Source organism: Escherichia sp. MOD1-EC5990 (assembly GCF_002965285.1).
Lineage (GTDB): Bacteria > Pseudomonadota > Gammaproteobacteria > Enterobacterales > Enterobacteriaceae > Escherichia > Escherichia coli_F.
On the sequence record NZ_PTRV01000011.1, the window covers coordinates 1 to 24,732 of the forward strand.

Annotated in this window: 23 protein-coding genes; 12 read left to right on the forward strand and 11 right to left on the reverse strand. The window is 49.3% G+C overall.

The features are described 5' to 3' along the window. The coding region (locus BEB42_RS26700; RefSeq protein WP_223720289.1) for a hypothetical protein at nucleotides 1-70 on the forward strand (70 nt) is incomplete at its 5' end. A gap of 45 nt (nucleotides 71-115) precedes the next feature. Here BEB42_RS26700 and mhbT read toward each other — a convergent pair. Further along, nucleotides 116-1,474: a 3-hydroxybenzoate transporter MhbT gene (gene mhbT / locus BEB42_RS14325; RefSeq protein ID WP_000194229.1), complete on the reverse strand. Its 1,359-nt coding sequence runs from the start codon at nucleotides 1,472-1,474 to the stop codon at nucleotides 116-118. A 126-nt stretch (nucleotides 1,475-1,600) separates the two neighbouring features. On the opposite strand from mhbT, the gene BEB42_RS14330 reads away from it, so the two are divergent. The 8 genes from BEB42_RS14330 (at nucleotide 1,601) to preA (ending at nucleotide 8,649) form a co-directional block, all read left to right on the forward strand. Further along, nucleotides 1,601-2,509 (forward strand): LysR family transcriptional regulator, encoded by a 909-nt coding sequence (locus tag BEB42_RS14330; RefSeq protein ID WP_000024646.1) that lies wholly within the window; start codon nucleotides 1,601-1,603, stop codon nucleotides 2,507-2,509. Nucleotides 2,510-2,639: 130 nt separating this feature from the next. Further along, nucleotides 2,640-3,038 (forward strand): CidA/LrgA family protein, encoded by a 399-nt coding sequence (locus BEB42_RS14335; RefSeq protein WP_001353095.1) that lies wholly within the window; start codon nucleotides 2,640-2,642, stop codon nucleotides 3,036-3,038. After that, complete coding sequence (locus BEB42_RS14340) at nucleotides 3,035-3,730, forward strand: CidB/LrgB family autolysis modulator (protein ID WP_000968208.1); 696 nt, start codon at nucleotides 3,035-3,037, stop codon at nucleotides 3,728-3,730. Before BEB42_RS14335 ends, BEB42_RS14340 begins: the two co-directional genes overlap by 4 nt. Before the next feature lie 129 nt (nucleotides 3,731-3,859). After that, the gene (cdd, locus tag BEB42_RS14345) at nucleotides 3,860-4,744 is read left to right on the forward strand and encodes a cytidine deaminase (RefSeq protein ID WP_000553542.1); all 885 of its coding nucleotides are present in this window, start codon (nucleotides 3,860-3,862) and stop codon (nucleotides 4,742-4,744) included. A gap of 189 nt (nucleotides 4,745-4,933) precedes the next feature. Beyond that, nucleotides 4,934-5,653, forward strand: coding sequence for an outer membrane permeability protein SanA (gene sanA / locus BEB42_RS14350; protein ID WP_000920073.1), 720 nt, complete (start codon nucleotides 4,934-4,936; stop codon nucleotides 5,651-5,653). 2 nt (nucleotides 5,654-5,655) lie between these two features. Beyond that, nucleotides 5,656-5,895, forward strand: coding sequence for a DUF2542 family protein (locus BEB42_RS14355; RefSeq protein WP_000383102.1), 240 nt, complete (start codon nucleotides 5,656-5,658; stop codon nucleotides 5,893-5,895). Between the two features lie 286 nt (nucleotides 5,896-6,181). Continuing rightward, the gene (preT, locus tag BEB42_RS14360; RefSeq protein ID WP_001136350.1) at nucleotides 6,182-7,420 is read left to right on the forward strand and encodes an NAD-dependent dihydropyrimidine dehydrogenase subunit PreT; all 1,239 of its coding nucleotides are present in this window, start codon (nucleotides 6,182-6,184) and stop codon (nucleotides 7,418-7,420) included. After that, nucleotides 7,414-8,649: an NAD-dependent dihydropyrimidine dehydrogenase subunit PreA gene (gene preA / locus BEB42_RS14365; RefSeq protein ID WP_000956049.1), complete on the forward strand. Its 1,236-nt coding sequence runs from the start codon at nucleotides 7,414-7,416 to the stop codon at nucleotides 8,647-8,649. The genes preT and preA overlap by 7 nt, the downstream gene beginning before the upstream one ends. 70 nt (nucleotides 8,650-8,719) lie before the next feature. Here the strand turns inward: preA and mglC are convergent, their stop codons facing one another. The 6 genes from mglC to folE form a co-directional block, all read right to left on the reverse strand. After that, nucleotides 8,720-9,730 carry a galactose/methyl galactoside ABC transporter permease MglC gene (gene mglC / locus BEB42_RS14370; protein WP_001275118.1) on the reverse strand — a complete coding sequence of 337 codons (1,011 nt, stop codon included), beginning with the start codon at nucleotides 9,728-9,730 and terminating at the stop codon, nucleotides 8,720-8,722. Nucleotides 9,731-9,745: 15 nt separating this feature from the next. Then, nucleotides 9,746-11,266, reverse strand: a complete 1,521-nt coding sequence (gene mglA / locus BEB42_RS14375) for a galactose/methyl galactoside ABC transporter ATP-binding protein MglA (protein WP_000255032.1) — start codon at nucleotides 11,264-11,266, stop codon at nucleotides 9,746-9,748. A 60-nt stretch (nucleotides 11,267-11,326) separates the two neighbouring features. After that, entirely contained in the window at nucleotides 11,327-12,325 is a 999-nt protein-coding gene (gene mglB, locus BEB42_RS14380; RefSeq protein WP_001036980.1) for a galactose/glucose ABC transporter substrate-binding protein MglB, read from the reverse strand. A 279-nt stretch (nucleotides 12,326-12,604) separates the two neighbouring features. Further along, nucleotides 12,605-13,645, reverse strand: a complete 1,041-nt coding sequence (gene galS, locus BEB42_RS14385; protein ID WP_000628667.1) for an HTH-type transcriptional regulator GalS — start codon at nucleotides 13,643-13,645, stop codon at nucleotides 12,605-12,607. Between the two features lie 141 nt (nucleotides 13,646-13,786). Next, nucleotides 13,787-14,944, reverse strand: coding sequence for a DUF418 domain-containing protein YeiB (yeiB, locus tag BEB42_RS14395; protein WP_000440925.1), 1,158 nt, complete (start codon nucleotides 14,942-14,944; stop codon nucleotides 13,787-13,789). Nucleotides 14,945-14,960: 16 nt separating this feature from the next. Continuing rightward, the gene (gene folE / locus BEB42_RS14400) at nucleotides 14,961-15,629 is read right to left on the reverse strand and encodes a GTP cyclohydrolase I FolE (protein ID WP_001139613.1); all 669 of its coding nucleotides are present in this window, start codon (nucleotides 15,627-15,629) and stop codon (nucleotides 14,961-14,963) included. A 257-nt stretch (nucleotides 15,630-15,886) separates the two neighbouring features. On the opposite strand from folE, the gene yeiG reads away from it, so the two are divergent. After that, nucleotides 15,887-16,723: an S-formylglutathione hydrolase gene (gene yeiG, locus BEB42_RS14415; RefSeq protein ID WP_000425446.1), complete on the forward strand. Its 837-nt coding sequence runs from the start codon at nucleotides 15,887-15,889 to the stop codon at nucleotides 16,721-16,723. On the opposite strand, the gene BEB42_RS14420 is transcribed toward yeiG, so the two are convergent. Both BEB42_RS14420 and BEB42_RS14425 read right to left on the reverse strand, forming a co-directional pair. After that, nucleotides 16,724-17,113 (reverse strand): helix-turn-helix domain-containing protein, encoded by a 390-nt coding sequence (locus BEB42_RS14420; RefSeq protein WP_001353094.1) that lies wholly within the window; start codon nucleotides 17,111-17,113, stop codon nucleotides 16,724-16,726. It lies immediately after the preceding gene. Nucleotide 17,114: 1 nt separating this feature from the next. Further along, the gene (locus BEB42_RS14425) at nucleotides 17,115-18,467 is read right to left on the reverse strand and encodes an L-serine ammonia-lyase (protein ID WP_001353093.1); all 1,353 of its coding nucleotides are present in this window, start codon (nucleotides 18,465-18,467) and stop codon (nucleotides 17,115-17,117) included. Nucleotides 18,468-18,677: 210 nt separating this feature from the next. Between BEB42_RS14425 and serB the strand changes: the two genes are divergently transcribed. Together serB and BEB42_RS14435 are read left to right on the forward strand one after the other, a co-directional pair. After that, entirely contained in the window at nucleotides 18,678-19,565 is an 888-nt protein-coding gene (gene serB, locus BEB42_RS14430) for a phosphoserine phosphatase SerB (protein WP_000152722.1), read from the forward strand. Between the two features lie 32 nt (nucleotides 19,566-19,597). Beyond that, complete coding sequence (locus tag BEB42_RS14435; RefSeq protein ID WP_000053687.1) at nucleotides 19,598-20,920, forward strand: MFS transporter; 1,323 nt, start codon at nucleotides 19,598-19,600, stop codon at nucleotides 20,918-20,920. 58 nt (nucleotides 20,921-20,978) lie between these two features. Here the strand turns inward: BEB42_RS14435 and cirA are convergent, their stop codons facing one another. Together cirA and lysP are read right to left on the reverse strand one after the other, a co-directional pair. Beyond that, the gene (cirA, locus tag BEB42_RS14440; RefSeq protein ID WP_000489213.1) at nucleotides 20,979-22,958 is read right to left on the reverse strand and encodes a catecholate siderophore receptor CirA; all 1,980 of its coding nucleotides are present in this window, start codon (nucleotides 22,956-22,958) and stop codon (nucleotides 20,979-20,981) included. Between the two features lie 292 nt (nucleotides 22,959-23,250). Next, the gene (lysP, locus tag BEB42_RS14450) at nucleotides 23,251-24,720 is read right to left on the reverse strand and encodes a lysine-specific permease (RefSeq protein WP_000253276.1); all 1,470 of its coding nucleotides are present in this window, start codon (nucleotides 24,718-24,720) and stop codon (nucleotides 23,251-23,253) included. Nucleotides 24,721-24,732: the final 12 nt, after the last annotated feature.

Sequence of the window (24,732 nt, forward strand, 5' to 3'; positions counted from 1 at the left end):
ACCGAGAAAGACACTGAAGTTCAAAACACCGAAAGAGATAATTGAAAGGGGTGTTGCATTGACAGATTGAATCTACAGCGGCTTTTTTGATTGTTATCAGTCATTAGGATGCTCCTTATTCGTTCACAACGCCTGCGCGAGGCAGTGAGTCAGGGACAGAGGTCGACTGGCGAACCACGGTGATCAGCAGGCTTAACATCACCGCACTGATCGCCGCGGGCACAGCGATAATGAAAAACAGGGTGTCGAAAGAGAAATTCATCGCCATCATCAGGCCGCCAGAAAGCGAGCCGACAATCGCGCCGCAGCGGCCGATAGCATTTGACCAGCTCACGCCCGTGGCGCGACTTTGTGTTGGATAAAGTGTTGCGGTCAGCGCATTCAGCCCCACCTGAGATCCGCTAATGCCAATGCCGGTGCCGAAAATCGCCAGCGCCATCAGCCATAATCCATCCTGGCTTAAGCCAATCATCACGATGCATATAGCGCCTATGGCATAGCTCAGCGCCAGCACGCGGAAAGGATTGAACTTATCCATCAGCACGCCCAGCGCCAGCGCGCCCAACGTACCGCCAATCTGGAACGCGGCGGTGACCCAGGACGCGTGTTGCAGGTCTATGCCGCGATGGTTCAGTAGCGTCGGCATCCAGCTTGAGAGCAGGTAAATAATCAGCAGGCTCATAAAGAACACTACCCACAACATCAACGTAATGGGTAACTGACGTCCCATAAACAGTTGACGAATGCTGCCTTTTGTAACGGAGGCTGATTCAATGAGATAAAAGTGGGTATCGACATAACGCTCGCGGGTGATGGCGCTGACGGTTTTCGCAATCACCGCCTGCGGTAGCTGGCGGCGCACCTGCCAGCGTGGCGATTCCGGCAGAACTACCAGCAGTGCGACAAACAGCATCAGCGGTAACACGCCCCCCAACACCAGAATGCCGTGCCAGCCAATCACCGGCACCAGCTGCGCACTGACAATCCCGCCAAACGCCGAACCCAGCGTAAAGCCGCAAAACATCAGCGTCACCAGCGCGCCGCGGCGGCGGGCAGGCAGATACTCCGAGGTCATGGTGATGGTGTTCGGCATCGCGCCGCCCAGACCCAGGCCGGTGAGAAAGCGCAGGAAGACCAGCGTTTGCAGATCCGGTGAGAAAGCCGAGGCGAGGCTTAACGCGCCAAACAAAAAGACGCACAGCTCAATCACCCGCTTGCGACCAAAGCGATCGGACAACGGGCCACAAAGCAGTGCGCCTGCGGTTAATCCCAGCAGACCCGCACCAAAAAGCGGGGCGAGATCGCCTGCGGTGAGCTGCCAGTGAGTGCGAATATCAGGGGCGATAAAGCCGATAGCCGCGGTGTCAAAACCATCGAGCATTACCACCAGAAAACAGCAGATGATAACGCGCCACTGCATCTTGCCGACCGGAGCGGCATCGATAAGTGCTTGTAAATCACGTCGTTGAGTCATAGTAAATGCCTCAGTGCAGGTAAGGTAGATGTTTCTTTTGTTTTGTATATGTTGCGATAATGTGATTAAAGAGATGAGATGTACAATGGCATTTCGGGCAGAGAGATAACCTGGAGGTTATGGCAAATGGCGAACTGGGCGCAAAAACTAAAACTACATCACCTGCAAATGCTGGTGGCGCTGGGTGAACAGGGTAATCTGACCCATGTCGCGCGGATGATGAATATCACCCAACCCGCGCTTTCGAAATGGTTGTCACAACTGGAAGATGAGATCGGACTCACACTTTTTGAGCGGCACAGCAAAGGGCTTCGTCCGACCGAAGGCGGCAAATTGTTATTGCAACATGCCCAACGGTTAATCAATGACATGGAAAGATCGCAATATGAACTGGCTCGCTTTAAACAAGGTGGACTGGTCGGCAGTCTGAAAATTGGCTGTTCTCCCGTCGCCACTGACTGCGTATCCCAGGCGATTTTGCATTTGCTCAAGGAGATGCCAACTCTACACCTGAATATCGAAGAGAAGGTGATGACCCCATTGCTGCAAGATCTGTTGGCAGGTTCTGTCGATGTGGTGGTTGGGCGAATTGGCGGTCGCGCGTTGCAGCTGCCGCTGAATTATCGCGTGCTCTACACCGAGCCGGTATGCTTTGTCGCCCGTCCTGAGCATCCACTGGCGAAATACGCCACCCTCAGCTGGAATGATCTTGCTAACTGGCGGTGGATAGTCTGGCCGACAGGTACCCCCATCCGCATCAGCATTGATAATGCGCTGGTAGACCACGGCGTGATGCTGCCAGAAAACACGATTGAGTCGGCATCGATGAACGTCAGTACCAACCTGTTACAAAGCAGCAATATGATCTCTATTTTGTCATTACGCCTGGCGCAACGTTATGCCAGCCAGGGGCAACTGGCAATCCTCAACCTGCCAAAGATTGAACAGAAAGGCAGCGTCGGTGTGTTTTGGCGTAATAACGAAACGCCTTCTTATGCTTTAAGTCAGTTTCTGCACTTTTTACAGCAGAATTAGTGTGCTGAACTGGGCACTCGCCCGATGTTACTTCCCTGTAATTCAACTATGCTGAGAATTCTTAATGTGATCGGTAGCACGTTTTACGAATTAATTGTATGATGAATCCATCTCATCTGGGGTGTTGATTATGAGTAAGACACTGAACATTATCTGGCAATATTTACGCGCTTTTATCCTGATTTATGCCTGCCTGTATGCAGGCATTTTCATTGCTTCCCTGCTACCGGTAACCATTCCGGGCAGCATCATCGGGATGCTGATCTTGTTTGTCCTGCTGGCCTTGCAAATTCTTCCGGCAAAGTGGGTCAATCCGGGGTGCTACGTACTGATTCGCTATATGGCGCTATTGTTTGTGCCGATTGGCGTAGGCGTCATGCAATATTTTGATTTGCTCCGTGCACAGTTTGGCCCGGTAGTGGTTTCCTGTGCAGTCAGTACGCTGGTGGTTTTTCTGGTGGTGAGCTGGAGTTCGCAACTGGTGCATGGTGAACGTAAAGTCGTAGGTCAGAAAGGATCAGAAGAATGATGGCAAATATCTGGTGGTCATTGCCGCTAACGTTAATTGTCTTTTTTGCCGCCCGCAAACTGGCGGCGCGGTATAAGTTTCCCTTGCTTAACCCATTGCTGGTTGCAATGGTGGTGATCATTCCTTTTTTAATGCTGACCGGCATCTCTTACGACAGCTACTTTAAAGGTAGCGAAGTGCTAAACGATCTGCTGCAACCGGCGGTTGTCGCACTGGCCTATCCTTTATATGAGCAGCTGCACCAGATCCGCGCGCGCTGGAAATCGATCATCACCATCTGTTTTATCGGCAGCGTGGTTGCGATGGTGACGGGGACTTCCGTGGCATTGTTGATGGGCGCTTCACCGGAAATCGCCGCGTCAATCCTGCCGAAATCAGTCACCACGCCTATTGCAATGGCGGTTGGCGGCAGTATTGGCGGTATTCCGGCAATCAGCGCAGTTTGCGTGATTTTCGTCGGTATTCTGGGCGCAGTGTTTGGTCATACGTTACTTAATGCGATGCGTATTCGCACCAAAGCAGCGCGCGGTCTGGCGATGGGGACAGCCTCGCACGCCCTCGGTACGGCACGCTGTGCTGAGCTGGATTATCAGGAAGGTGCATTTAGTTCGCTGGCGCTGGTGTTATGCGGGATTATTACTTCGCTGATCGCACCGTTCCTTTTCCCGATTATTCTGGCAGTAATGGGCTAAAATTTGCGATGCGTCGCGCATTTTTGATGTAAGTTTCATTCGTTGCACAATTAATGAGATTCAGATCACATATAAAGCCATAACGGGTTCGTAAACTGTTATCCCATTACATGATTATGAGGCAACGCCATGCATCCACGTTTTCAAACCGCTTTTGCCCAACTTGCGGATAACTTGCAATCTGCACTGGAACCTATTCTGGCAGACAAGTACTTCCCCGCTTTGTTGACCGGGGAGCAAGTCTCATTGCTGAAGAGCGCAACGGGGCTGGACGAAGACGCGCTGGCATTCGCACTACTCCCGCTGGCGGCGGCCTGTGCGCGTACGCCATTGTCGAATTTTAATGTTGGCGCAATTGCGCGCGGTGTGAGCGGAACCTGGTATTTCGGTGCCAATATGGAATTTATTGGTGCGACAATGCAGCAAACCGTTCATGCCGAACAAAGCGCGATCAGCCACGCCTGGTTGAGTGGTGAAAAAGCGCTCGCAGCCATCACCGTTAACTACACGCCTTGTGGTCACTGCCGTCAGTTTATGAATGAACTGAACAGCGGTCTGGATCTGCGTATTCATCTGCCGGGCCGCGAGGCACACGCGCTGCGTGACTATCTGCCGGATGCCTTTGGGCCGAAAGATCTGGAGATTAAAACGCTGCTGATGGACGAGCAGGATCACGGCTATGCGCTGACTGGTGATGCGCTTTCTCAGGCAGCGATTGCGGCGGCAAACCGTTCGCACATGCCTTACAGTAAGTCGCCAAGCGGTGTCGCGCTGGAATGTAAAGACGGTCGTATTTTCAGCGGCAGCTACGCTGAAAACGCCGCATTTAACCCGACTCTACCACCGTTGCAGGGGGCGTTAATTTTGTTGAATCTCAAGGGTTATGATTACCCGGATATCCAGCGCGCGGTTCTGGCAGAAAAAGCCGATGCGCCGTTGATTCAGTGGGATGCAACCTCCGCAACGCTGAAAGCTCTCGGTTGTCACAATATCGACCGCGTGCTTCTCGCTTAAGACTGGTGCCGGATGTGGCGTGAACGCCTTATCCGGCCGCCTTCAGGTCTGACACACTGATAAACGTCGCATCATACTTGCCTGCTCTCTCCCGGTGTCGAAAATCCCGGCAAACAGTTTGCCGTTTCTTGCGCAAAACCAGCGGGTAAAGTAGCCTGATGGAAATTTTCCTTAGATCGAGTCTCCTGCATGTTAAAGCGCGTGTTCTACAGCCTGTTAGTCCTGATCGGCTTGCTGCTGTTGACTGTGCTCGGCCTCGATCGCTGGATGAGCTGGAAAACCGCGCCTTATATCTACGACGAATTGCAGGATCTCCCCTACCGCCAGGTCGGCGTGGTGCTCGGCACAGCAAAATATTATCGTACTGGCGTAATTAATCAGTATTATCGCTACCGTATTCAAGGAGCGATTAATGCCTATAACAGCGGCAAGGTAAATTATCTATTACTGAGCGGCGATAATGCTTTGCAAAGTTATAATGAGCCAAAGACCATGCGCAAAGATTTAATCGCCGCAGGTGTCGACCCATCAGATATTGTCCTCGATTACGCAGGTTTTCGTACGCTGGATTCCATCGTCCGTACACGCAAAGTTTTTGATACTAATGATTTCATTATTATCACCCAACGTTTCCACTGTGAGCGGGCATTATTTATAGCGCTACATATGGGGATTCAGGCCCAGTGTTATGCCGTACCGTCACCGAAAGATATGCTGTCAGTACGTATTCGCGAATTTGCCGCCCGTTTCGGTGCGCTGGCTGACCTTTATATTTTTAAACGTGAACCGCGCTTTTTAGGGCCGCTTGTGCCTATTCCGGCTATGCACCAGGTGCCGGAAGATGCACAGGGGTATCCCGCCGTCACGCCCGAACAGTTACTTGAATTACAAAAGAAACAAGGAAAGTAGTTATGGATGTACAGCAGTTTTTTGTCGTTGCCGTTTTTTTCCTTATCCCGATATTTTGTTTCCGCGAAGCATGGAAAGGCTGGCGCGTAGGCGCGATTGATAAACGGGTTAAAAATGCACCGGAACCGGTGTATGTCTGGCGAGCAAAAAATCCCGGACTCTTCTTCGCTTATTTAGTAGCATATAGTGGCTTCGGAATTTTATCTATCGGCATGATTGCTTATCTTATTTTCTATCGCTAATATTTTCCCTTTTCTGTTAATTATTGAGAATAATTATTACTTCACTTAATAAGCTGCGGATATAACATTCTGAACCGCAGCTATTTGTGAATCCTTTCACAGTTTAAATTTCCCCACACGCTTAGCCTTAATATCAGCACGCAATATTTATACTCTAAATAATTCGAGTTGCAGGAAGGCGACAAGTGACTGGGGTGAGCTAACGCAGACGCAGCACATGCAACTTGAAGTATGACGAGTATATTTAGCGTTCGCCTTAATTACTCATAGCATTAAGGAAGATCACATGCCGCAACAAAATTATCTGGATGAACTCACTCCGGCTTTTACGCCTTTACTGGCGATTAAAGAAGCCTCTCGCTGTTTATTATGTCACGACGCTCCCTGTAGTCAGGCTTGCCCGGCACAAACCGATCCGGGGAAATTTATACGCTCAATCTACTTTCGTAATTTTAAAGGCGCTGCCGAGACAATTCGCGAAAATAATGCCTTAGGTGCTGTATGCGCCAGAGTTTGCCCAACGGAGAAATTATGTCAAAGCGGTTGTACCCGTGCCGGTGTTGATGATCCCATTGATATCGGTCGCTTACAGCGTTTTATCACTGATTTTGAACAACAAACCGGGATGGAAATTTATCAGCCTGGTACTAAAACGCTCGGCAAAGTCGCCATTATTGGCGCAGGTCCTGCTGGATTGCAGGCCAGCGTGACGCTGACAAATATGGGGTACGACGTCACTATTTATGAAAAAGAAGCGCAACCCGGTGGCTGGCTGTGTAACGGTATTCCGCAATTTCGTTTGCCGCAATCCGTGCTGGATGCAGAGATCGCCCGTATCGAAAAAATGGGGGTGACCATTAAGTGCAATAACGAAATCGGTAAAGTACTCACCCTGGAGCAACTGAAAGCGGAAAACCGCGCAGTACTTGTCACCGTAGGGTTGTCGGGCGGTTCCGGGCTACCGCTGTTTGAGCATAGCGACGTTGAGATTGCCGTCGACTTCTTGCAACGTGCACGGCAGGCGCAGGGCGATATCAGCATTCCACAAAGCGCATTAATTATCGGCGGCGGTGATGTCGCGATGGACGTTGCCAGCACGCTGAAAGTTCTCGGCTGTCAGGCGGTAACCTGCGTAGCACGTGAAGAGTTAGATGAGTTTCCGGCAAGCGAAAAAGAGTTTGCCAGCGCCCGGGAGTTGGGCGTTTCGATCATCGATGGATTCACACCAGTGGCCGTGGAAGGCAATAAAGTCACGTTTAAGCATGTACGCTTACCGGGCGAACTGACGATGGCGGCAGATAAAATTATTCTCGCCGTCGGTCAGCATGCCAGACTGGATGCCTTTGCGGAGTTAGAGCCGCAGCGTAACACCATCAAAACACAAAATTACCAGACCCGCGATCCGCAAGTCTTTGCTGCTGGCGATATTGTTGAGGGTGACAAAACCGTGGTCTATGCCGTGAAAACCGGGAAAGAAGCCGCTGAGGCAATTCATCACTATTTAGAGGGAGCTTGCTCATGTTAACGAAAGATCTTTCGATTACCTTTTGCGGCGTGAAGTTTCCCAACCCGTTCTGCCTCTCTTCTTCGCCGGTAGGCAATTGCTATGAGATGTGCGCCAAAGCCTACGACACGGGCTGGGGTGGCGTGGTATTTAAAACGATCGGCTTTTTTATCGCCAACGAAGTCTCACCACGTTTTGATCATCTGGTGAAAGAAGATACCGGTTTTATCGGCTTCAAAAATATGGAGCAGATTGCCGAACATCCTCTGGAGGAGAATCTGGCCGCCCTGCGTCGGCTGAAAGAAGATTATCCGGACAAAGTGTTGATCGCTTCGATCATGGGCGAAAATGAACAGCAGTGGGAGGATCTGGCGCGGCTAGTGCAAGAAGCTGGTGCGGATATGATCGAGTGTAACTTCTCCTGTCCGCAAATGACTTCTCATGCGATGGGTAGTGATGTCGGGCAAAGCCCGGAGCTGGTAGAAAAATATTGTCGGGCAGTGAAACGTGGTTCTACGCTGCCGATGCTGGCGAAGATGACGCCGAATATCGGTGATATGTGCGAAGTGGCGCTGGCTGCGAAGCGCGGCGGCGCAGATGGCATTGCGGCGATTAATACCGTTAAATCCATCACCAATATCGATCTTAATCAGAAAATTGGTATGCCGATCGTTAACGGTAAATCGAGTATTTCCGGATATTCCGGTAAAGCGGTAAAACCGATCGCCCTACGCTTTATTCAGCAAATGCGCACCCATCCAGAGCTGCGCGATTTCCCGATCAGCGGTATCGGCGGTATTGAAACCTGGGAAGATGCGGCAGAGTTTTTATTGCTCGGTGCAGCGACATTGCAGGTGACCACCGGCATTATGCAGTACGGCTATCGGATAGTGGAAGATATGGCGAGCGGGTTGTCACACTATCTTGCCGATCAGGGGTTTGATTCGTTGCAGGAGATGGTAGGTCTGGCGAATCACAATATTGTTCCGGCGGAAGATTTAGACCGCAGTTATATTGTCTATCCCAACATCAATCTCGATAAATGTGTTGGCTGTGGACGCTGTTATATTTCCTGTTATGACGGCGGTCACCAGGCGATGGAATGGAGCGAGAAAACCCGCACACCGCATTGTAATACCGAGAAATGTGTGGGTTGCCTGCTTTGCGGTCACGTCTGCCCGGTGGGTTGTATTGATCTTGGGGAAGTGAAGTTTAAGAAGGGAGAGAAAGAACACCCGGTAACGTTGTAAAATCAGAGACGCATCCGGCATTTGGCACCGATTGCCGGATGCGGCGCATCCGGCAATACCCACATTCACATCACTTCTTACGCGCGTATTTCAGTGAATCCAGCGCCACGGCGAAGATAATAATCGCCCCTTTGATGATGTACTGCCAGTACGGGTTTACGCCGATGTACGTCAGGCCATAGTTGATAACGGTAAAGATAATTACCCCGGTCACTACACCAATTACCGTCCCCACACCGCCGCTAAATGATACGCCGCCCACCACGCACGCTGCGATAGCATCCAGCTCATACATAAAGCCGAGGTTGTTGGTGGCAGAGCCGATACGTCCGGCTTCTAACATCCCGCCAAAGGCATAGAACACACCAGACAACGCGTAGATCATCAGCAGGTTCAGGCCAACGTTGACACCAGAAACTTTCGCCGCTTCCGGGTTACCGCCAATGGCAAAAATGTTCTTGCCGAAGCGGGTTTTGTTCCACAACACCCAGACGAATGCCACCGCAATTAACGCGTAGAAAGTGATGTAAGAGAGACGGAAGCTCCCCAGCGCGACAAAGCCCTGAGCAAAGGTAGAGAAGCCACTGTCAAAACCAGAAATTGGCGACGCCCCGACAAAGTCGTAATAGAGCGAGTTGATGCCGTAGACGATAATCATCGTGCCGAGCGTGGTAATGAATGGCGTCACGTTGAGATAAGCGATAATCAGGCCGTTGATCAAACCGATCACCGCGCCAATGGCACAGACAATCAGAATTACCAGCGCAATCGGCATCGTCGCCATTTCCGGGAATACTTTGTTAGCGTTATCCATGGACTGCAATAACGTCGCTGCCACCACGGCTGCCAGCCCTACCTGACGTCCCGCAGAAAGGTCGGTCCCCTGGGTGACAATTAATCCTGCCACACCAAGCGCGATAATAATACGCACCGATGACTGGGTGAGAATATTACTTAAGTTCAACAGACTTAAAAAAGTTGGGTCCTGGAAAATAATAATCGCCAGCAAAACTAAAAGAACGACGTAAATACCGCCCTCTTTCAGGTAAGTAAGAAAACTTTTCTTATTTAACGCACTCATGGGAGGCCCCTAATCTTAAAGGTGCAAAGACGCAAGACGCAGAATTTCGTTTTGCGTTGTTGTTTTTGTATCGACAATTCCGGAAACGAGACCATTGCTCATGACCAGAATACGGTCTGTTATCCCTAACAACTCTGGCATTTCGGAGGAAATAATAATAATCCCCTTGCCTTTCTTCGCCAGTTCGGCAATTAACTGATAAATTTCAAACTTCGCTCCGACATCAATACCGCGCGTTGGTTCATCGAGCATTAATATTTCTGGTTGCGTAAGCAGCCAGCGCCCAATAATTACCTTTTGCTGATTACCGCCGGAGAGTGAACCAATTTGCGTACGATGTCCCGGCGTTTTTACCCGCATCGAATCAATTACCCACTGGGTATCGCTTTTCATCCGCGAGTTATCCAGCAAGCCAACTTTATTTTTGTAGTTGCGGATATTGGAAATTAACGAGTTAAAGCCAATATCCAGATAGGCATAAATTCCCGTTGAGCGGCGCTCTTCAGTTACCAGTGCAAATCCGTGGTTTATGGCTTCGTTAGCGTTATGGTTATTGATCTTTTTGCCGTGCAACGTAATGGTGCCAGCCGATTTCTCGCGAATACCAAATAACGTCTCAACAATATCGGTACGTTTCGCCCCCACCAGACCGGCAATACCGAGGATCTCCCCTTTATGCAGATCAAACGAGACATCGCGAATCGACGGCTGGCGCAGCGACGTCAGATTACGCACTTCCAGAATCACTTCGCCCGGCTTGTTTTCTTTGTCAGGGAAACGCTGGTTAAGAGAGCGTCCAACCATCATGGCGATGATCTTGTCCATCGTTAGCCCTGCCAGCGGTTCGGTAGCGATCCACTGACCGTCGCGCAATACGGTGACTTCATCACATAACTGGAAGATTTCTTCCATTTTATGCGAGATATAAACAATACCGCAGCCGCGCTCTTTTAATTTACGAATAATAGTGAAAAGATGATTGACCTCTTTTTCAGTTAACGAAGATGTCGGTTCATCCATAATCACAATTTTCGCGTTATAGGAAAACGCTTTGGCGATTTCGATCATCTGCATTTGCGAAACGGATAATGTGCCGACGCGCGCACGCGGATCGATATCAATATCCAGCTCATCAAAAATTGCTTTGGTTTCGCGGTACATTTTGTCCTGATCGACAAACATGCCTTTGGTGGGATATCGCCCCAGCCACATGTTGTCCATCACCGAACGTTGCAATACCAGGTTTAATTCCTGGTGTACCATCGAAATACCATTTTCCAGTGCTTCTTTGGCAGAATGGAAATCGATCTCTTTACCCTGGAACAAAATGGTGCCGGAGTCTTTTTGATAAATACCAAACAGGCATTTTAATAATGTTGATTTTCCTGCGCCGTTTTCCCCCATTAATGCATGGATAGAATGTGGCCGGACTTTTAAATTAACGTTATCAAGTGCCTTAACCCCCGGAAAAGACTTGTTGATACCGCTCATTTCCAACAAGTATTCCCCGGAAGACGGAGTCGTTGAGCTGACCATATAATTTTACCTTGTTGGCCATACAATAAGGGCGCAGTAAACGACTGCGCCCAATCAGTCTTATTTCTTGCTGAATTCAGCCAGGTTGTCTTTATCTACGCCAACGTAAGGTACGCGGACCACTTTGTTGTCGATTTTCCAGTTGGTACCATCAGCCGCACCTTTGCCATCGGCCAGGTTTTTCGCCAGATCAAAAGTCGCTTTCGCCTGGTTGTTAGCGTCGTTCAATACGGTGCCCGCCAGTGCACCGGATTTCACCAGTGCCAGAGCTTCTGGCAGCGCATCGACACCAAACACTGGAATGCTGGACTTGTTGTGTGCTTTCAGTGCTTCTACTGCGCCCATTGCCATCGCATCGTTGTTGGCGATAACCACTTCGATTTTGTTGGCGTTCGGGCCAGACAGCCAGGCGTCCATCTTATCTTTCGCCTGAGCGGTATCCCACATAGCGGTATCTAACTGTAACTGTTCAGTTTTGATGCCTTTGTCGTTCAGCTCTTTAATCACGTAAGTGGTGCGTGCTTCTGCATCCGGATGGCCCGGTTCACCTTTCAGCAGTACGAATTGAATCTGACCGTCTTTGTTGAGATCCCAATCCTGGTTTGCCGCCCAATGCTTAGCAATCAAATCGCCCTGAATAATGCCGGACTCTTTGGAGTCAGTGCCGACATAGTAGGCTTTATCGTAGCTATCCAGCGCCTTACGAGACGGTTCTTTGTTGAAGAAAACCACCGGCACGTTTTGCCCGCGCGCTTTCTCAATCACCGTACCCGCAGCTGCCGGGTCAACCAGGTTGATCGCCAGTGCCTTCACCCCTTTCGCCAGCAATACATCGATCTGATCGTTCTGCTTGGACTGGTCATTCTGAGAATCATTCATCAGCAGCTGAACATCTGGCGCGGCTTTCGCATCTTGTTCGATAGCCTTGCGCACAACAGACATAAAGTTATCGTCGTACTTATAGATTGTTACACCAATACGGGTATCAGCAGCGTGTGCAGTGGCACCGAATAACATACTGGCCATTACAGCAGACAGGGTTAACACCTTCTTATTCATGGTATCTCCGGTTTTTCTTATGCAGGGTAGTGCTTGAGATAAATGCTCGGCGGGGCAGTAGAGTTAATGAAGTGTTACTGAACGCCGAAGCTCACTTTTTAAAATTCGTTCTTCCATGCCCGGTAACGCTCCAGAAAACGGCTTTAATTGTTGTTATGACGCTATTACCTCGGTGAAAGTGATGATTCACTGTTACATACAGGTTACAGCGTTAAAACGGTGCAATCATAGCTATCGCATTGTTAATATACTGTGAAATCACTCACAGATTGAAAGCGGTTACATCGACTGATTTGTTGAGTTAGTGATCGCTGCCGCATTCTGGCGCGTTGCGACAGAATGGCGACGCACTAACGTCGGCATAAAACAGTGGCTGGCGTGAGGATCAATGTTGCCTGCTGCCCCTTGTAAGGCCAGTTCGGTAGCTAATTTTGCCATCGAAGCAATGGGATAACGCACGGTCGTTAATTGTGGGTCGGTGTAACGAGCGATGGGAATATCATCGAAACCGATGATTGAGAGATGTAACGGAATCGCAATACCATTATCTTTTAATGCCGTCAGTGCGCCAGCGGCCATATTGTCGTTGTATGCAAATACAGCGGTAAGTTGTAGATTGCGCCCCAGCAGTTCAACCATCGCCGCCTCACCGCCTGGCATGTCCGGGGTGCCAGTGCCAATCCAGCTTTCCGACGGAATAATATCCTGCTCTTTCAACGCACTCATCCAGCCTGCTTTGCGCATGGCATCATCTTCAATACCGTGGCTGGAAGAAAGATAACCAATACGTTGATGACCATTATTGAGCAACATGCGCGTGGCCATTCGGGCACCACTGAGATTATCCAGGCAAACGCAACGATGGGCGTAACCTGGCACAACGCGGTTGATTAACACCATACCGGGAATGTTATCCATAAACTGCGCTAATTCATCATCGCTTAACGCTTTTGAATGAACAATCAACGCGTTACAACGCTGACGAATTAACACCTCAATGGCATGACGCTCTTTTTCCGCTTCATGATAGCTATTACCTATTAGCACATATTTCTGGTGCTGCTGGGCGACGAGATCCACCGCTTTTACCAGCGCGCCGAAAAACGCATCAGAAACGTCCATTACCACCACGCCAATGGTATCGCTAACCTGAGTTGCCAGCGCCTGGGCATTGGCGTTTGGCCGATAATCCAGCTCGCTCACTGCTTTCATTACTGCTTCACGCGTGTCGGCACTGACCAGCGTGCTGTTATTGAGCACCCGGGAAACCGTTGCCACAGAGACGCCAGCCTGACGCGCTACATCACGAATGGTGATCATATTCACTACCTGTTATGAGATTGCAGTAAATGCCTGCTTGCTGGCGGCTATTTTGTCAGCACTGAATTCAGGACTTCGTGAATCGAGTCACAGCAATGGAAACGGTTACAACCATTTTGTTAATGAATGTGATCCAGATCGTTATCTTGATGTTTTAGATAATGCAGGTCCGGCAGCACGTAAAGTTAACTGACGCCAGAGCCATTCCACCGGCCCCTGACGGAAGTAACGCAGCCAGATAACAGAGAAGAGAATATTCGCCAGCCATACCGGAATAACAAACGCCAGCAATTCCAGACGGTCAAACTGCATAAACAAACTGAGGTGATAAAAAAGCGTGGTACAAATCAGCGTTTGCAATAGATAGTTGGTCAGCGCCATCCGTCCGACGCAGGCGATCGCGAGCACCAGCTTAAAGCGGCTCAATTGCGGCCAGAAACCATAAAACAGCGACGCATAGCCAACCGCCTGAAACGGCGCACTCAGTTCCCGCGGCATCTGAAGTAAGAAGGCGCACCAGCGATATGCCCAGTCCAGCCGCCATTGCAGGGCGATCGCTGGAAGGTTAATGATCACCCCAATCGCCACCAGCACAAAACCGGTACGCCGATAATGGCGCAAGCTAAACTGTCCTTTCAGCCAGCCACTGCGCATCAGCGCCGCGCCAATTAGCATCATCCCTGCCAGTTGCCAGCCATACTGTGCGCCCAGTGCCAGTAAACTGTTGCCAACACCATCGGCACGATTACTGATCGCTTCAACGCCGCCGTGAAGCTTCCAGTATTTTTCATACAAAATAGCCGATGCATCCGGCGTCCAGGCGCGGCTGGTCTGACTGTCTGAAATCAACCCCAACAATAGCAAAACGCCAAGCCCCACCAGATAAAGCATGACGCCGGTATTAAACAGGCTTTTTACCGATGGCGCATCGCGCACCAGCCGCCAACAGATTAAGCCCACCAGCCCGTAAGCCAACAGAATATCGCCGTCCCAGAACAATAAACCGTGAATAAAGCCCAACAAGACTAACAGTGTTAACCGCGACTGGATCCAGCGTTTGCCACGGGGTAGCAACATTTGCAGGCCAGCACCAAACAGCAACGCAAAAAGCGTGAGGAATTTCACCTGACCGATGAGATCGAGTAATGCCCAGGTCCATGCATCCTGCGGCGTAATAGCGCCGTACCAGGCGGGATTGAGATAAGCCGCCTTTGGTAACCCAAAGGCGCTGATGTTTAATAGCAGGATCCCCAGAATGGCGACGCCGCGAACAAAATCGAGCGTGACGTTGCGCTCCATGGTTCCTGCCTTTTAATCAGTTGTGATGACGCACAGCGCGCAGAAACTCGTGGCGCGTATTCTGACTGGATTTGAACAATCCACCAAGAGAGGTCGTTGTCGTGGCACTGGTTGCATCGCGGATGCCACGCGCCTTCACGCAGTAATGTACCGCATCGATAGAGACAGCCACGTTATTGGTGCCCAGCAGCGTTTGTAGCGCAATGAGAATTTGCTGCGTCAGACGTTCCTGCACCTGCGGACGCTGGGCAAAGAACTGCACGATACGGTTAATTTTTGACAGACCGATCACCGAATCTTTCGGGATATAAGCCACCGTCGCTTTGCCATCGATGGTAACAAAATGGTGTTCACAGGTACTGGTCAGGGTGATATCGCGCACGGTAACCATTTCATCGACCTTCATTTTGTTTTCAATGAGGGTGATTTTCGGGAAATTGGCGTAATCCAGACCGGAGAAAATTTCATCGACATACATTTTAGCGATGCGATGCGGCGTTTCCATCAAACTGTCATCAGCCAGGTCGAGATTCAGCAGCTGCATGATTTCGGTCATATGACCAGCAATAAGGCTTTTGCGCGTTTCGTTATCCATTTCATGCACGGGCGGGCGCAGCGGTGTTTCCAGTCCTCGCGCAACTAACGCTTCATGAACCAGGGCCGCTTCTTTACTGAGTGATGGCATTTATGATTTCTCCTGCAGGTGTGACGCCTCCGCCCTGCGTGGGGGCAAAGTTATTAAGCTGATTTACAGCCTGATTATTGTGCGTGAGGCGGCGCACATAATCCAGTATTCACAGCGATAATTATTGTAATTGCCGCTGCCTTTCATCAGCAGATGTTAAAACATCGTTATGTATATACGGAAGTGAAAGTTACTCACAGCACATTGAATAAACGGTATGATGAAGAAATTGCAAACAACACAACAAGGAGCCACGCATGGAAATGCTCGAAGAGCACCGCTGTTTTGAAGGCTGGCAACAACGCTGGCGGCACGACTCCAGTACCTTAAATTGCCCGATGACGTTCAGCATCTTTCTTCCACCGCCTCGCGATCACACCCCGCCGCCGGTGCTGTACTGGCTCTCCGGATTAACCTGCAATGACGAGAACTTCACCACCAAAGCGGGGGCCCAACGCGTAGCGGCGGAACTGGGGATTGTACTGGTGATGCCAGACACCAGTCCGCGCGGCGAACAAGTAGCCAACGACGACGGCTACGATTTAGGTCAGGGCGCGGGGTTTTATCTCAACGCCACACAAAAACCGTGGGCGACGCATTACAGGATGTACGATTATCTGCGCGATGAATTACCGACTCTCATTCAATCGCAATTTAACGTCAGCGATCGCTGCGCTATTAGCGGTCATTCCATGGGTGGTCACGGCGCATTGATTATGGCGCTGAAAAATCCTGGCAAATACACCAGTGTTTCCGCCTTTGCGCCGATTGTGAATCCGTGCAGCGTCCCGTGGGGAATAAAAGCGTTTAGCACTTATCTGGGTGAGGATAAAAATGACTGGATGGAATGGGACAGTTGCGCGCTGATGTATGCGAGTAATGCGCAGGATGCGATCCCGACATTGATTGATCAGGGCGATAATGATCAGTTTCTTGCCGACCAGCTACAACCCGCAGTGCTGGCAGAAGCCGCGCGTCAAAAAGCGTGGCCGATGACGCTACGTATTCAGCCGGGATATGATCACAGTTACTACTTTATTGCCTCTTTTATAGAGGATCATCTGCGCTTCCATGCGCAGTATTTACAGGAATAATCACCAGCAGAGGGTATTTTCCAGCGCCGTACTAAAATTATGGTCATCTGCGTGCGGGGCTGGAGACTTCTGGTTTAAATCTGTCAGTTGCTGGCGTACCTGTAGTCGCCCTGCCCCTTCGCCGCTGGAACTATTTTCGTTGAAATTACGCATTTCTGCTTCGAACAATATGGCATCGAGATTTTGCAATTTATTCAGCGCGCGCAGAAGAGAAATGAGAGTATCAAGATTTAAACTTCCCCCCTTTTCAATCCGCTTGACCGTTGCTATGCCCACCAATGCACGCTCGGCTAACTGCTGTTGGGTCAATGATAATGAGATACGCGTTTCTTTAATGCGAGCGCACAGTGATAAAATAATTTCGTTGTTATTCATCGTATTATATTTCATCTTACGCATCCTTTTTTCTTGGCTGCAATTTGCTCAGACAGCCATGATAAGTTTCACGGTATTTAGCGCTCATATCCTTTCCGGTTTCATACATCGCGGAAATTATCTCATCCAGCGTAATGCACGGCTCGCTTATGCGACTCAACGCCATCGTCGTTGCGTTGATAGCTTTCACAGCTGAAATAGCATTTCGTTCAATACAAGGAATTTGTACCTGCCCGCCAACTGGATCACAGGTCAAACCTAAATGATGCTCCATCGCAATTTCTGCCGCGCTAAGTACCTGAGCCACTGACCCGCCCATAAGTTCTGCTAATCCTGCTGCCGCCATTGAACTGGCAACACCTATTTCCCCCTGACATCCAACTTCAGAACCCAGAATAGAGGCATTTTTTTTGAACAGAATGGCGATGGCACCAGCGGTCAGTAAAAAGCGGGTAACGGAGTATGTATCAAGCTCGTGAATGAATTTATCATACCAGCACAGTACAGCCGGGATAATACCGCTCGCGCCGTTGGTGGGTGCTGTCACGACACGTCCACCCGCAGCATTTTCTTCGCTCACCGCAATGGCAAAAGTATTGACCCAATTGAGCGCAGTCAGGAAGTCATTGGAAAAACCCTTTGACTGCAACGATTTATATAAAGCACAGGCACGACGGTTAACCTGAAACGGACCTGGAAGTAATCCTTCTGTATGCATCCCGCGATAAACCGCATCCTTCATTACTTCCCATTTTTTATGAAGATCGTCATGCAAAAAAGCTGCTGTCTGGCAGTGCAGTTCGTTTTTCATCATTAATGCCGCGACAGATAATCCGTTTTGCTGACAAAGTTTTAATAATTCGTTTGCGTTCTGGAATTCAAAAGGATGTGGAGTGACTGATGGAGGAATAATCGCCTCTCCTGCTTTTAGCACTTGACCGTCGCCGATAGAAAACCAGGTTTCTTCATAAAGTGTAAACCAGTCATCTCTGGCACGAAATGTCATCGCATAAGGGTGCCCCGGATGCGCTTGTAGATTAGAAAGAATGGATACACTGACGTTGACACCAGGCATAACTTCCAGCGTCGCCTCAGTTTCTGCACGCCTGATGGCGGACATTTCCATGCGAATGTCAACGCTGTCAGGTAAGTGTCCTTGCAAACCGAGATAAATCGCCACATCAACATTATGGCACTTGCGGCTTAATGACAGCGCACCATAAAGTTCGACATCAATTTTCCGCAACAAAGGTAACATTTCTTGCTGTTTCAATTGTGACACAAAATTATAAGCCGCACGCATTGGCCCGACTGTGCGGGAACTGGATGGACCAATAACTATCTTGAATATATCTATGCAGCTTTCCATATTTTTAAATGATTCCTTCAACGTTGAAAAATAGTTATTCTTTATATCCTGGTAAAGATATCAAAAATGGTACTTTTAGTATCTTATTATTTCAAAGTATCAAAAAAAGTACTTTTTTATCTTTTATTTAACATTCACAACTGTGATTGTCAGATACATCAGCCTCTATGAAATCTTATTATAATCATTGCAGATAAAAAGGAGCGGTAAATGACGATTATTTATTTCTTGTCGCCAACAGGCATCGACATCACCCAAAAATGTCTGGAAGATTATCTGCAACATTTAAAGATTTCCCCCTCGGTGTTTTCGCTAACAACGAATTACAGTGGGCAAATAAATAAAGAGTATCTAAAGCTAGTATTACCAGATGATGTTACCAACCCTGCTTTTTATGCTGGTTTACGTCACCGTGCTGATAATCATCAGTTTGATTTTTTCCGTAAACCCAGGGTCTTACCGGATCAGGGAATTATTGCCTTTGATATGGATTCCACCTTTGTTGAAGAAGAAGGTGTCGATGAAATAGCCCGTAGACTCGGCATCTCTGAAAAAATCACCGCACTGACCCGTGAAGCGATGGAAGGGAAAATCGATTTTGATACCAGTTTTACCCGGCGAATTGCCATGCTTAAAGGAACGCATAAAGATATATTGCATCAAGTTTGTGAACAGATGACTCTTTCACCAGGTCTTGAAACTATTCTTCCCATACTAAAAGAAAAAGGATTCAAGACGGCAATTATATCTGGAGGTTTGGATATTTTTACTGAGCGATTGAAGGAAAAATATCAACTTGATTTTGCATTTTCTAACTCTGTGCGCATTAAGGAAGATCTGTTAACTGATACAATTACCTTACCTATTATGAATGCAGAAAAGAAAAAGCAAACCCTGATAAATTTAGCGACAGAGTTAGCTATCTGCCGTGAAAACATCATTGCCTGTGGAGATGGTGCCAATGATATTCCTATGCTTTTGCATGCCGGAAATGGCGTGGCATGGAAAGCAAAACCTAAAACCCGGGAAAAAATTGCTGACCAGATTAATTTTAATGGTTTCGAGTCGCTTCTCTTTTTTATAGAAGAAAAATTATAGCGCCATAAGGTTCACAGAAAAGGAAACTCACAATGAGTTTGAAAAAATTTATTTTCAGCCAGGCCGACCAACCGGTGGTCAAACCAAAAGAAGAAGTTGATCATACTTATAAAAAATTTCGCATTGAAATCATCACCTCTGTATTTATCTCTTATGCCGTATTTTACTTAACCCGCAAGAATTTCTCTGCGGCCATGCCAGCGATGTTAACGGATACGTCATTAACCGCACAAGATTTCGCTATCATGTCGTCGGTCTTTTACATTCTTTATGGCTCCATGAAGTTTGTAGGTGGCATGTTAGTCGATAAAATTAACCCACGAGCGATGACTGGCCCCGTACTTATTGGCGTCGGTATTGTTAACATTCTTTTCGGTTTTTCAGACAGCGTTGCTGCGTTCTATATCCTGTATAGCCTTAATGCTATTCTCCAGGGTACCAGTTTTCCGCCAATGGCAAAAATTATGGCCTCGTGGTTCTCGAAAAATGAACGCGGACGCTGGTGGGCAGTTGTTGAAGCTGCGCATAATATTGGCGGTAGTCTTGCGCCTCTCCTGACAAGCTTTGCTATTGCTTTTAGTGGCAGCTGGAAGATGGGCTTTTATGTTCCGGGTGTAATCTCACTGATTATGGGGATTGTTGCCTTGTTTACGATAAAAGATCGTCCCGGCACGCTCGGTTTGCCTAACGTCGGTAAGTGGCGCAACGACCCGACAGAACTTGCACAAGTTAAAGCAAGTCCGGTTGATCTCAGTTTTTGGCAAATATTCGTTAAATATATTCTTACCAACCCATTAGTTTGGCTCATTATCCTCGGGGATATGTCGGTCTATATTGCACGCACCATCCTCAATGACTGGCCACAAATTTATTATTCTCAGGTTCATAACTGGAGCCTGATTAAAGCGAACTCCATTATATCCTGGTTTGAAGCAGGTGGACTTGCTGGGGGATTACTGGCGGGGTACTTGTCCGATTTCATGTTTAAAAGTAACCGCTGGATGACCGGATTAATCTTTGCCATCGCTTTATGTATTTGCATCGTTCTCGTACCGCTGGTGCAGGACGTCTCCTACACATTAACGGCTATTCTGTTTACAATCATGGGGTTTGCATTGTATGGACCGCATATGTTATTCGCTGTCGGGTGTCTTGATGTTACGCATAAAGATGCGGCAGGTTCCATTACTGGATTCAGGGGCTTGTTTAGTTATTTAGGCGCGGCAATGGCAGGGCTTCCAGTTATTATGGTGAAAAACAGTTGGGAATGGTCAGGAGTGTATATTTACGCAGTCATTACCATTTTGCTGACAACATTTTCACTGGCCTTACTGGCAAAATTTCATCGGTTATAAAGCCAGAAGCGAATTTCTGGAATTATGCCCGGCGGGATCGACGCCGGGCATCTTCGCATCAGAAGCGATAATCCACTGCCATAAAGTAACGACGTCCGTCTTCGTTATAGCTGTAGTCGTCACGACTGAGATCCTTGTCGCCAAGGTTCAGCACACCCGCACGCAGTTTGACGTCTTTGGTCACCTGCCAGGCCGCGCCGGTATTCCAGATGGTATAACCGCCCGGAGTTTTAGCCGTCGCGCTGTCGGCGCGTTTCTGCCCGGTATAGTGACCAGAAACATAGAATGACCAGTCTTCCAGCGCCAGCGGTTTCCAGTCCAGCGTACCGTTAGCGGTATGGAACGGCAGATCGGACAACGGTTTGTTTTCGCCGTTGCTGACATCACGACCATCGTTGTAGGTGTAGTTGATCGACAGTTTCCATTCATCGTTGAACGGAATTTTCAGTTCGGTTTCCACGCCCTGAATACGTGCTTTGTTAACGTTGTAGTAGCTGAATACTGGCACACCGTCCGCTGTAAAACCGACAAAGTTTTGGTAGCCCGGTGCAGCATTGACGTCAGACGTACGGCTGATGCTGATGCGATCTTTCACATCGTTACGGAAAACGGTCACGCTGGACTCCACCCCTTCCAGCCAGCCGTCTTCACCCATGTAGTAAAGCCCCAGCTCCCAACTTTCGCTGGTTTCAGGTTTCAGATCCGGGCTACCCACAATCTTGCATGCGCCACGGCAGGAATTGCTCGTCCAGTCAGGGCTAAGTTGCAACAGAGAAGGCGCTTTAAATGCCGTCGCCCAGCCCCCTTTCACCGTTACGGTGTCGGTGGCGTTATAAACCAGGTAGGCACGAGGACTCCAGTGTTCACCGTAGGTTTCATGATCGTCCATACGTACGCCGGTCGTCAGCGCCAGCGGCTCGAAGATCCGCCATTCATCTTCCACAAACAGCGCGTACTGGCTGGCAGACGTTTTGGAGCTGCTTCCCCCGGTCAGGTTCACCGCATCGCTAAGTTTGTCGTGACGCCATTCACCGCCAACCGTGAGAAACTGATTAATCGCCGTCAACGGCAACGTGTATTTGCCGTCGACCGTATTGCTTTCGGAAGTTATCGGGCTGCTGTTGCCAGGGTTTTTGTTTTCGACTTTCTCACCGTAGTATTTCAGTTCGCTGGTGCCGTAATCCCAACGCCCATTATGGCTGACGGAGTAGTTCTGACGTTCCAGGCGGTTTTTGTCCAGCGAGTCGGAATCACGATCCTGACGGTCAAAACCGTATCCGGCAGTAAAATCGTGATTTTGATTCGGTGTCCAGGCAAATTCCACATTGCCGTCGCGGCTGGAGAATCCTTCAATACGCGGCGTTTCTCCGGTATCGGTGGTCGTTGAGTTTTGTGGGTCATCCTTTTCACGTTTTGCCAGGCTGCCGTAAGCTTTCATTCCCAGCACGCCGTCAATTAATGGTCCGCTGGTAAAGAACTGACCGTTATAGGTATCACCGCGATCGCGATGTTCCTGAATGGTGGTGTCAACAGTTACTGTGCCTGCCCATTTCTGACCGATCTTCTTGGTGATGATGTTGACGACACCGCCGAGCGCATCGGAACCGTACAGCGACGACATCGGGCCACGGACCACTTCAATACGTTCGATGGAATCGACCGGGATCCAGTTCAGATCGAAATCATTGTGGCGGAAGACGGCATTGCGGGAGTTAACGCGTTTACCGTCGACGAGAATCAGGGTGTAGCTGCTGTCCAGACCACGAATACTAACGCCCTTACGGTTATCCCCTTCGTTCGTCAGTTGTACGCCAGGCACTTCTTTGAGGACATCCTTCAGATTCTGTACCGGTTTTCGCTGCAGGTCTTCCTGGGTAATGACGCTGATACTGGCGGGTGCATCTTTAAGGTTTTGCTCAACGGAAGATGCGGTGACAACCATCGTTTCGCCATCATCATCGACCGCTAACACAGGCCATGCACAAGAAATAGCGGACAAACACAGCCCGACCCGTACGAAGGGGTTCAACCTAAACATTCCATATCTCCATGAGGTAACTACGAAAATAAAATGGGTTATCGCTCACATCTTCTTCACGTCCCCTTGCGTACGGCAGCATCGCGGTGGACTTATTTGTATGCAGGTGATCATCCCAGAAAGCCGGAACAGCCCCTGATTTGTCAGCCTTTTTTGATTTCGGCGTAACGATAATGCAAACGATAACAATTATCAATCCAAATGTTAAAATTTATATCCGCATGATTTGTCAGGGAAATAGAATTGAAAAAGCCCTCTCGGTTGAGAGGGCTTAGCAAGGAAGGGAGGAAACTTATTTCTTATCGTTCTGCGGGAACTTCATTTCGCTGTAGCGTACGAAGTGAGTTCCTTTAATCAGCTTGTATCCGAACCAGATAATCAGGAACAGCGGGATACCAATATATGTTGCCGCTACGCCGCCCCAGTCAATGGTGTCTTTCAGGAACGCTTCGTAGTTCTGGCCCAAAGTAATAATCAGACACAGAATGAATGCGAAGATCGGCCCCAGTGGGAAGAAGCCTGAACGGTACGGCAGATCGTTAATGTCGTGTCCCTGCAATACGTAACCGCGACGGAAGCGGTAGTGGCTAATCGCAATCCCCAGCCAGGCAATAAAGCCTGTCATACCAGAGGTGTTCAGCAACCACAGGTATACCGTCTGGTTACCAAACATCGAGGTCAGGAAGCACAGACCGGCAATCACCGTCGTCGCATACAGCGCGTTACGCGGCACGCCACCACGCGACAATTTAGCGAAAATGCGCGGCGCTTTACCGTCACACGCCAGGGTGTACAACATACGAGTAGACGCATACATACCGGAGTTACCCGCTGACAGCACCGCCGTCAGAATAACAGCGTTCATCACCGCCGCCGCAGAGAGCAGACCCGCGTGTTGGAATACCAGGGTGAACGGGCTAACGCTAATGTCTTTCACATCATTACGCAGCAGGCTCGGATCGGTGTACGGAATAATCAGGCTGATGATCAGGATCGCGAACACATAGAACAACAGGATTCGCCAGAACACCTGACGTACCGCGCGTGGAATGTTTTTCGCCGGATCTTCGGACTCGCCTGCAGCAATACCGATCAGCTCGGTACCCTGGAAAGAGAAGCCGACAATCATTGCCACGCCGATCATTGCCGCAAAACCACCAGCAAACGGTGCTTCGCCGATTGTCCAGTTGCTCCAGCCCGCAGGCTGTGCGCCTTTGAAGATACCGATAATCATCAGCACGCCGACAACAATAAAGACAATAACCGTCGTAACCTTGATCAGTGAGAACCAGTATTCTGCTTCACCAAAGCCACGGACCGAAATGTAGTTCAGCAGGAAGATAACGCCGAGGAACAGCGCACTCCAGATCCAACCGGGTGTATCCGGGAACCACCAGCTCATAACCAGCTGCGCAGCAACCAGGTCAACGGCAATAGTCACAGCCCAGTTGTACCAGTAGTTCCAGCCCAGCGCAAAGCCAAAGCCTTCTTCAACATAGTTCTGACCGTAAGTGGCAAACGAACCGGAAACCGGCATGTATGCAGCCAGTTCGCCGAGACTGGTCATCAGGAAGTAAACCATCAGGCCAATCAGCATATACGAGAGCAATGCCCCGCCCGGACCTGCCTGAGAAATCGTTGCGCCAGAGGCAACAAAAAGACCTGTACCGATGGAACCGCCAATGGCAATCATCGTCAGGTGACGCGCCTTTAATTCACGGCGTAAGCCCGGCGCTTCTGTGGTTTTAGTTTCGGAAACCATACAAAAATGCTA

What these genes read in the sequence shown, in the direction of transcription:
- BEB42_RS14420 (WP_001353094.1), bottom strand. Translation starts at nt 17,113, where the DNA reads ATGAAATATAATACGATGAATAACAACGAAATTATTTTATCACTGTGC.
- cdd (WP_000553542.1), top strand. Translation starts at nt 3,860, where the DNA reads ATGCATCCACGTTTTCAAACCGCTTTTGCCCAACTTGCGGATAACTTG.
- yeiG (WP_000425446.1), top strand. Translation starts at nt 15,887, where the DNA reads ATGGAAATGCTCGAAGAGCACCGCTGTTTTGAAGGCTGGCAACAACGC.
- folE (WP_001139613.1), bottom strand. Translation starts at nt 15,629, where the DNA reads ATGCCATCACTCAGTAAAGAAGCGGCCCTGGTTCATGAAGCGTTAGTT.
- lysP (WP_000253276.1), bottom strand. Translation starts at nt 24,720, where the DNA reads ATGGTTTCCGAAACTAAAACCACAGAAGCGCCGGGCTTACGCCGTGAA.
- mglA (WP_000255032.1), bottom strand. Translation starts at nt 11,266, where the DNA reads ATGGTCAGCTCAACGACTCCGTCTTCCGGGGAATACTTGTTGGAAATG.
- preT (WP_001136350.1), top strand. Translation starts at nt 6,182, where the DNA reads ATGCCGCAACAAAATTATCTGGATGAACTCACTCCGGCTTTTACGCCT.
- BEB42_RS14330 (WP_000024646.1), top strand. Translation starts at nt 1,601, where the DNA reads ATGGCGAACTGGGCGCAAAAACTAAAACTACATCACCTGCAAATGCTG.
- BEB42_RS14340 (WP_000968208.1), top strand. Translation starts at nt 3,035, where the DNA reads ATGATGGCAAATATCTGGTGGTCATTGCCGCTAACGTTAATTGTCTTT.
- cirA (WP_000489213.1), bottom strand. Translation starts at nt 22,958, where the DNA reads ATGTTTAGGTTGAACCCCTTCGTACGGGTCGGGCTGTGTTTGTCCGCT.
- serB (WP_000152722.1), top strand. Translation starts at nt 18,678, where the DNA reads ATGACGATTATTTATTTCTTGTCGCCAACAGGCATCGACATCACCCAA.
- BEB42_RS14355 (WP_000383102.1), top strand. Translation starts at nt 5,656, where the DNA reads ATGGATGTACAGCAGTTTTTTGTCGTTGCCGTTTTTTTCCTTATCCCG.
- yeiB (WP_000440925.1), bottom strand. Translation starts at nt 14,944, where the DNA reads ATGGAGCGCAACGTCACGCTCGATTTTGTTCGCGGCGTCGCCATTCTG.
- mhbT (WP_000194229.1), bottom strand. Translation starts at nt 1,474, where the DNA reads ATGACTCAACGACGTGATTTACAAGCACTTATCGATGCCGCTCCGGTC.
- mglC (WP_001275118.1), bottom strand. Translation starts at nt 9,730, where the DNA reads ATGAGTGCGTTAAATAAGAAAAGTTTTCTTACTTACCTGAAAGAGGGC.
- BEB42_RS14435 (WP_000053687.1), top strand. Translation starts at nt 19,598, where the DNA reads ATGAGTTTGAAAAAATTTATTTTCAGCCAGGCCGACCAACCGGTGGTC.
- galS (WP_000628667.1), bottom strand. Translation starts at nt 13,645, where the DNA reads ATGATCACCATTCGTGATGTAGCGCGTCAGGCTGGCGTCTCTGTGGCA.
- BEB42_RS14335 (WP_001353095.1), top strand. Translation starts at nt 2,640, where the DNA reads ATGAGTAAGACACTGAACATTATCTGGCAATATTTACGCGCTTTTATC.
- preA (WP_000956049.1), top strand. Translation starts at nt 7,414, where the DNA reads ATGTTAACGAAAGATCTTTCGATTACCTTTTGCGGCGTGAAGTTTCCC.
- BEB42_RS14425 (WP_001353093.1), bottom strand. Translation starts at nt 18,467, where the DNA reads ATGGAAAGCTGCATAGATATATTCAAGATAGTTATTGGTCCATCCAGT.
- sanA (WP_000920073.1), top strand. Translation starts at nt 4,934, where the DNA reads ATGTTAAAGCGCGTGTTCTACAGCCTGTTAGTCCTGATCGGCTTGCTG.
- mglB (WP_001036980.1), bottom strand. Translation starts at nt 12,325, where the DNA reads ATGAATAAGAAGGTGTTAACCCTGTCTGCTGTAATGGCCAGTATGTTA.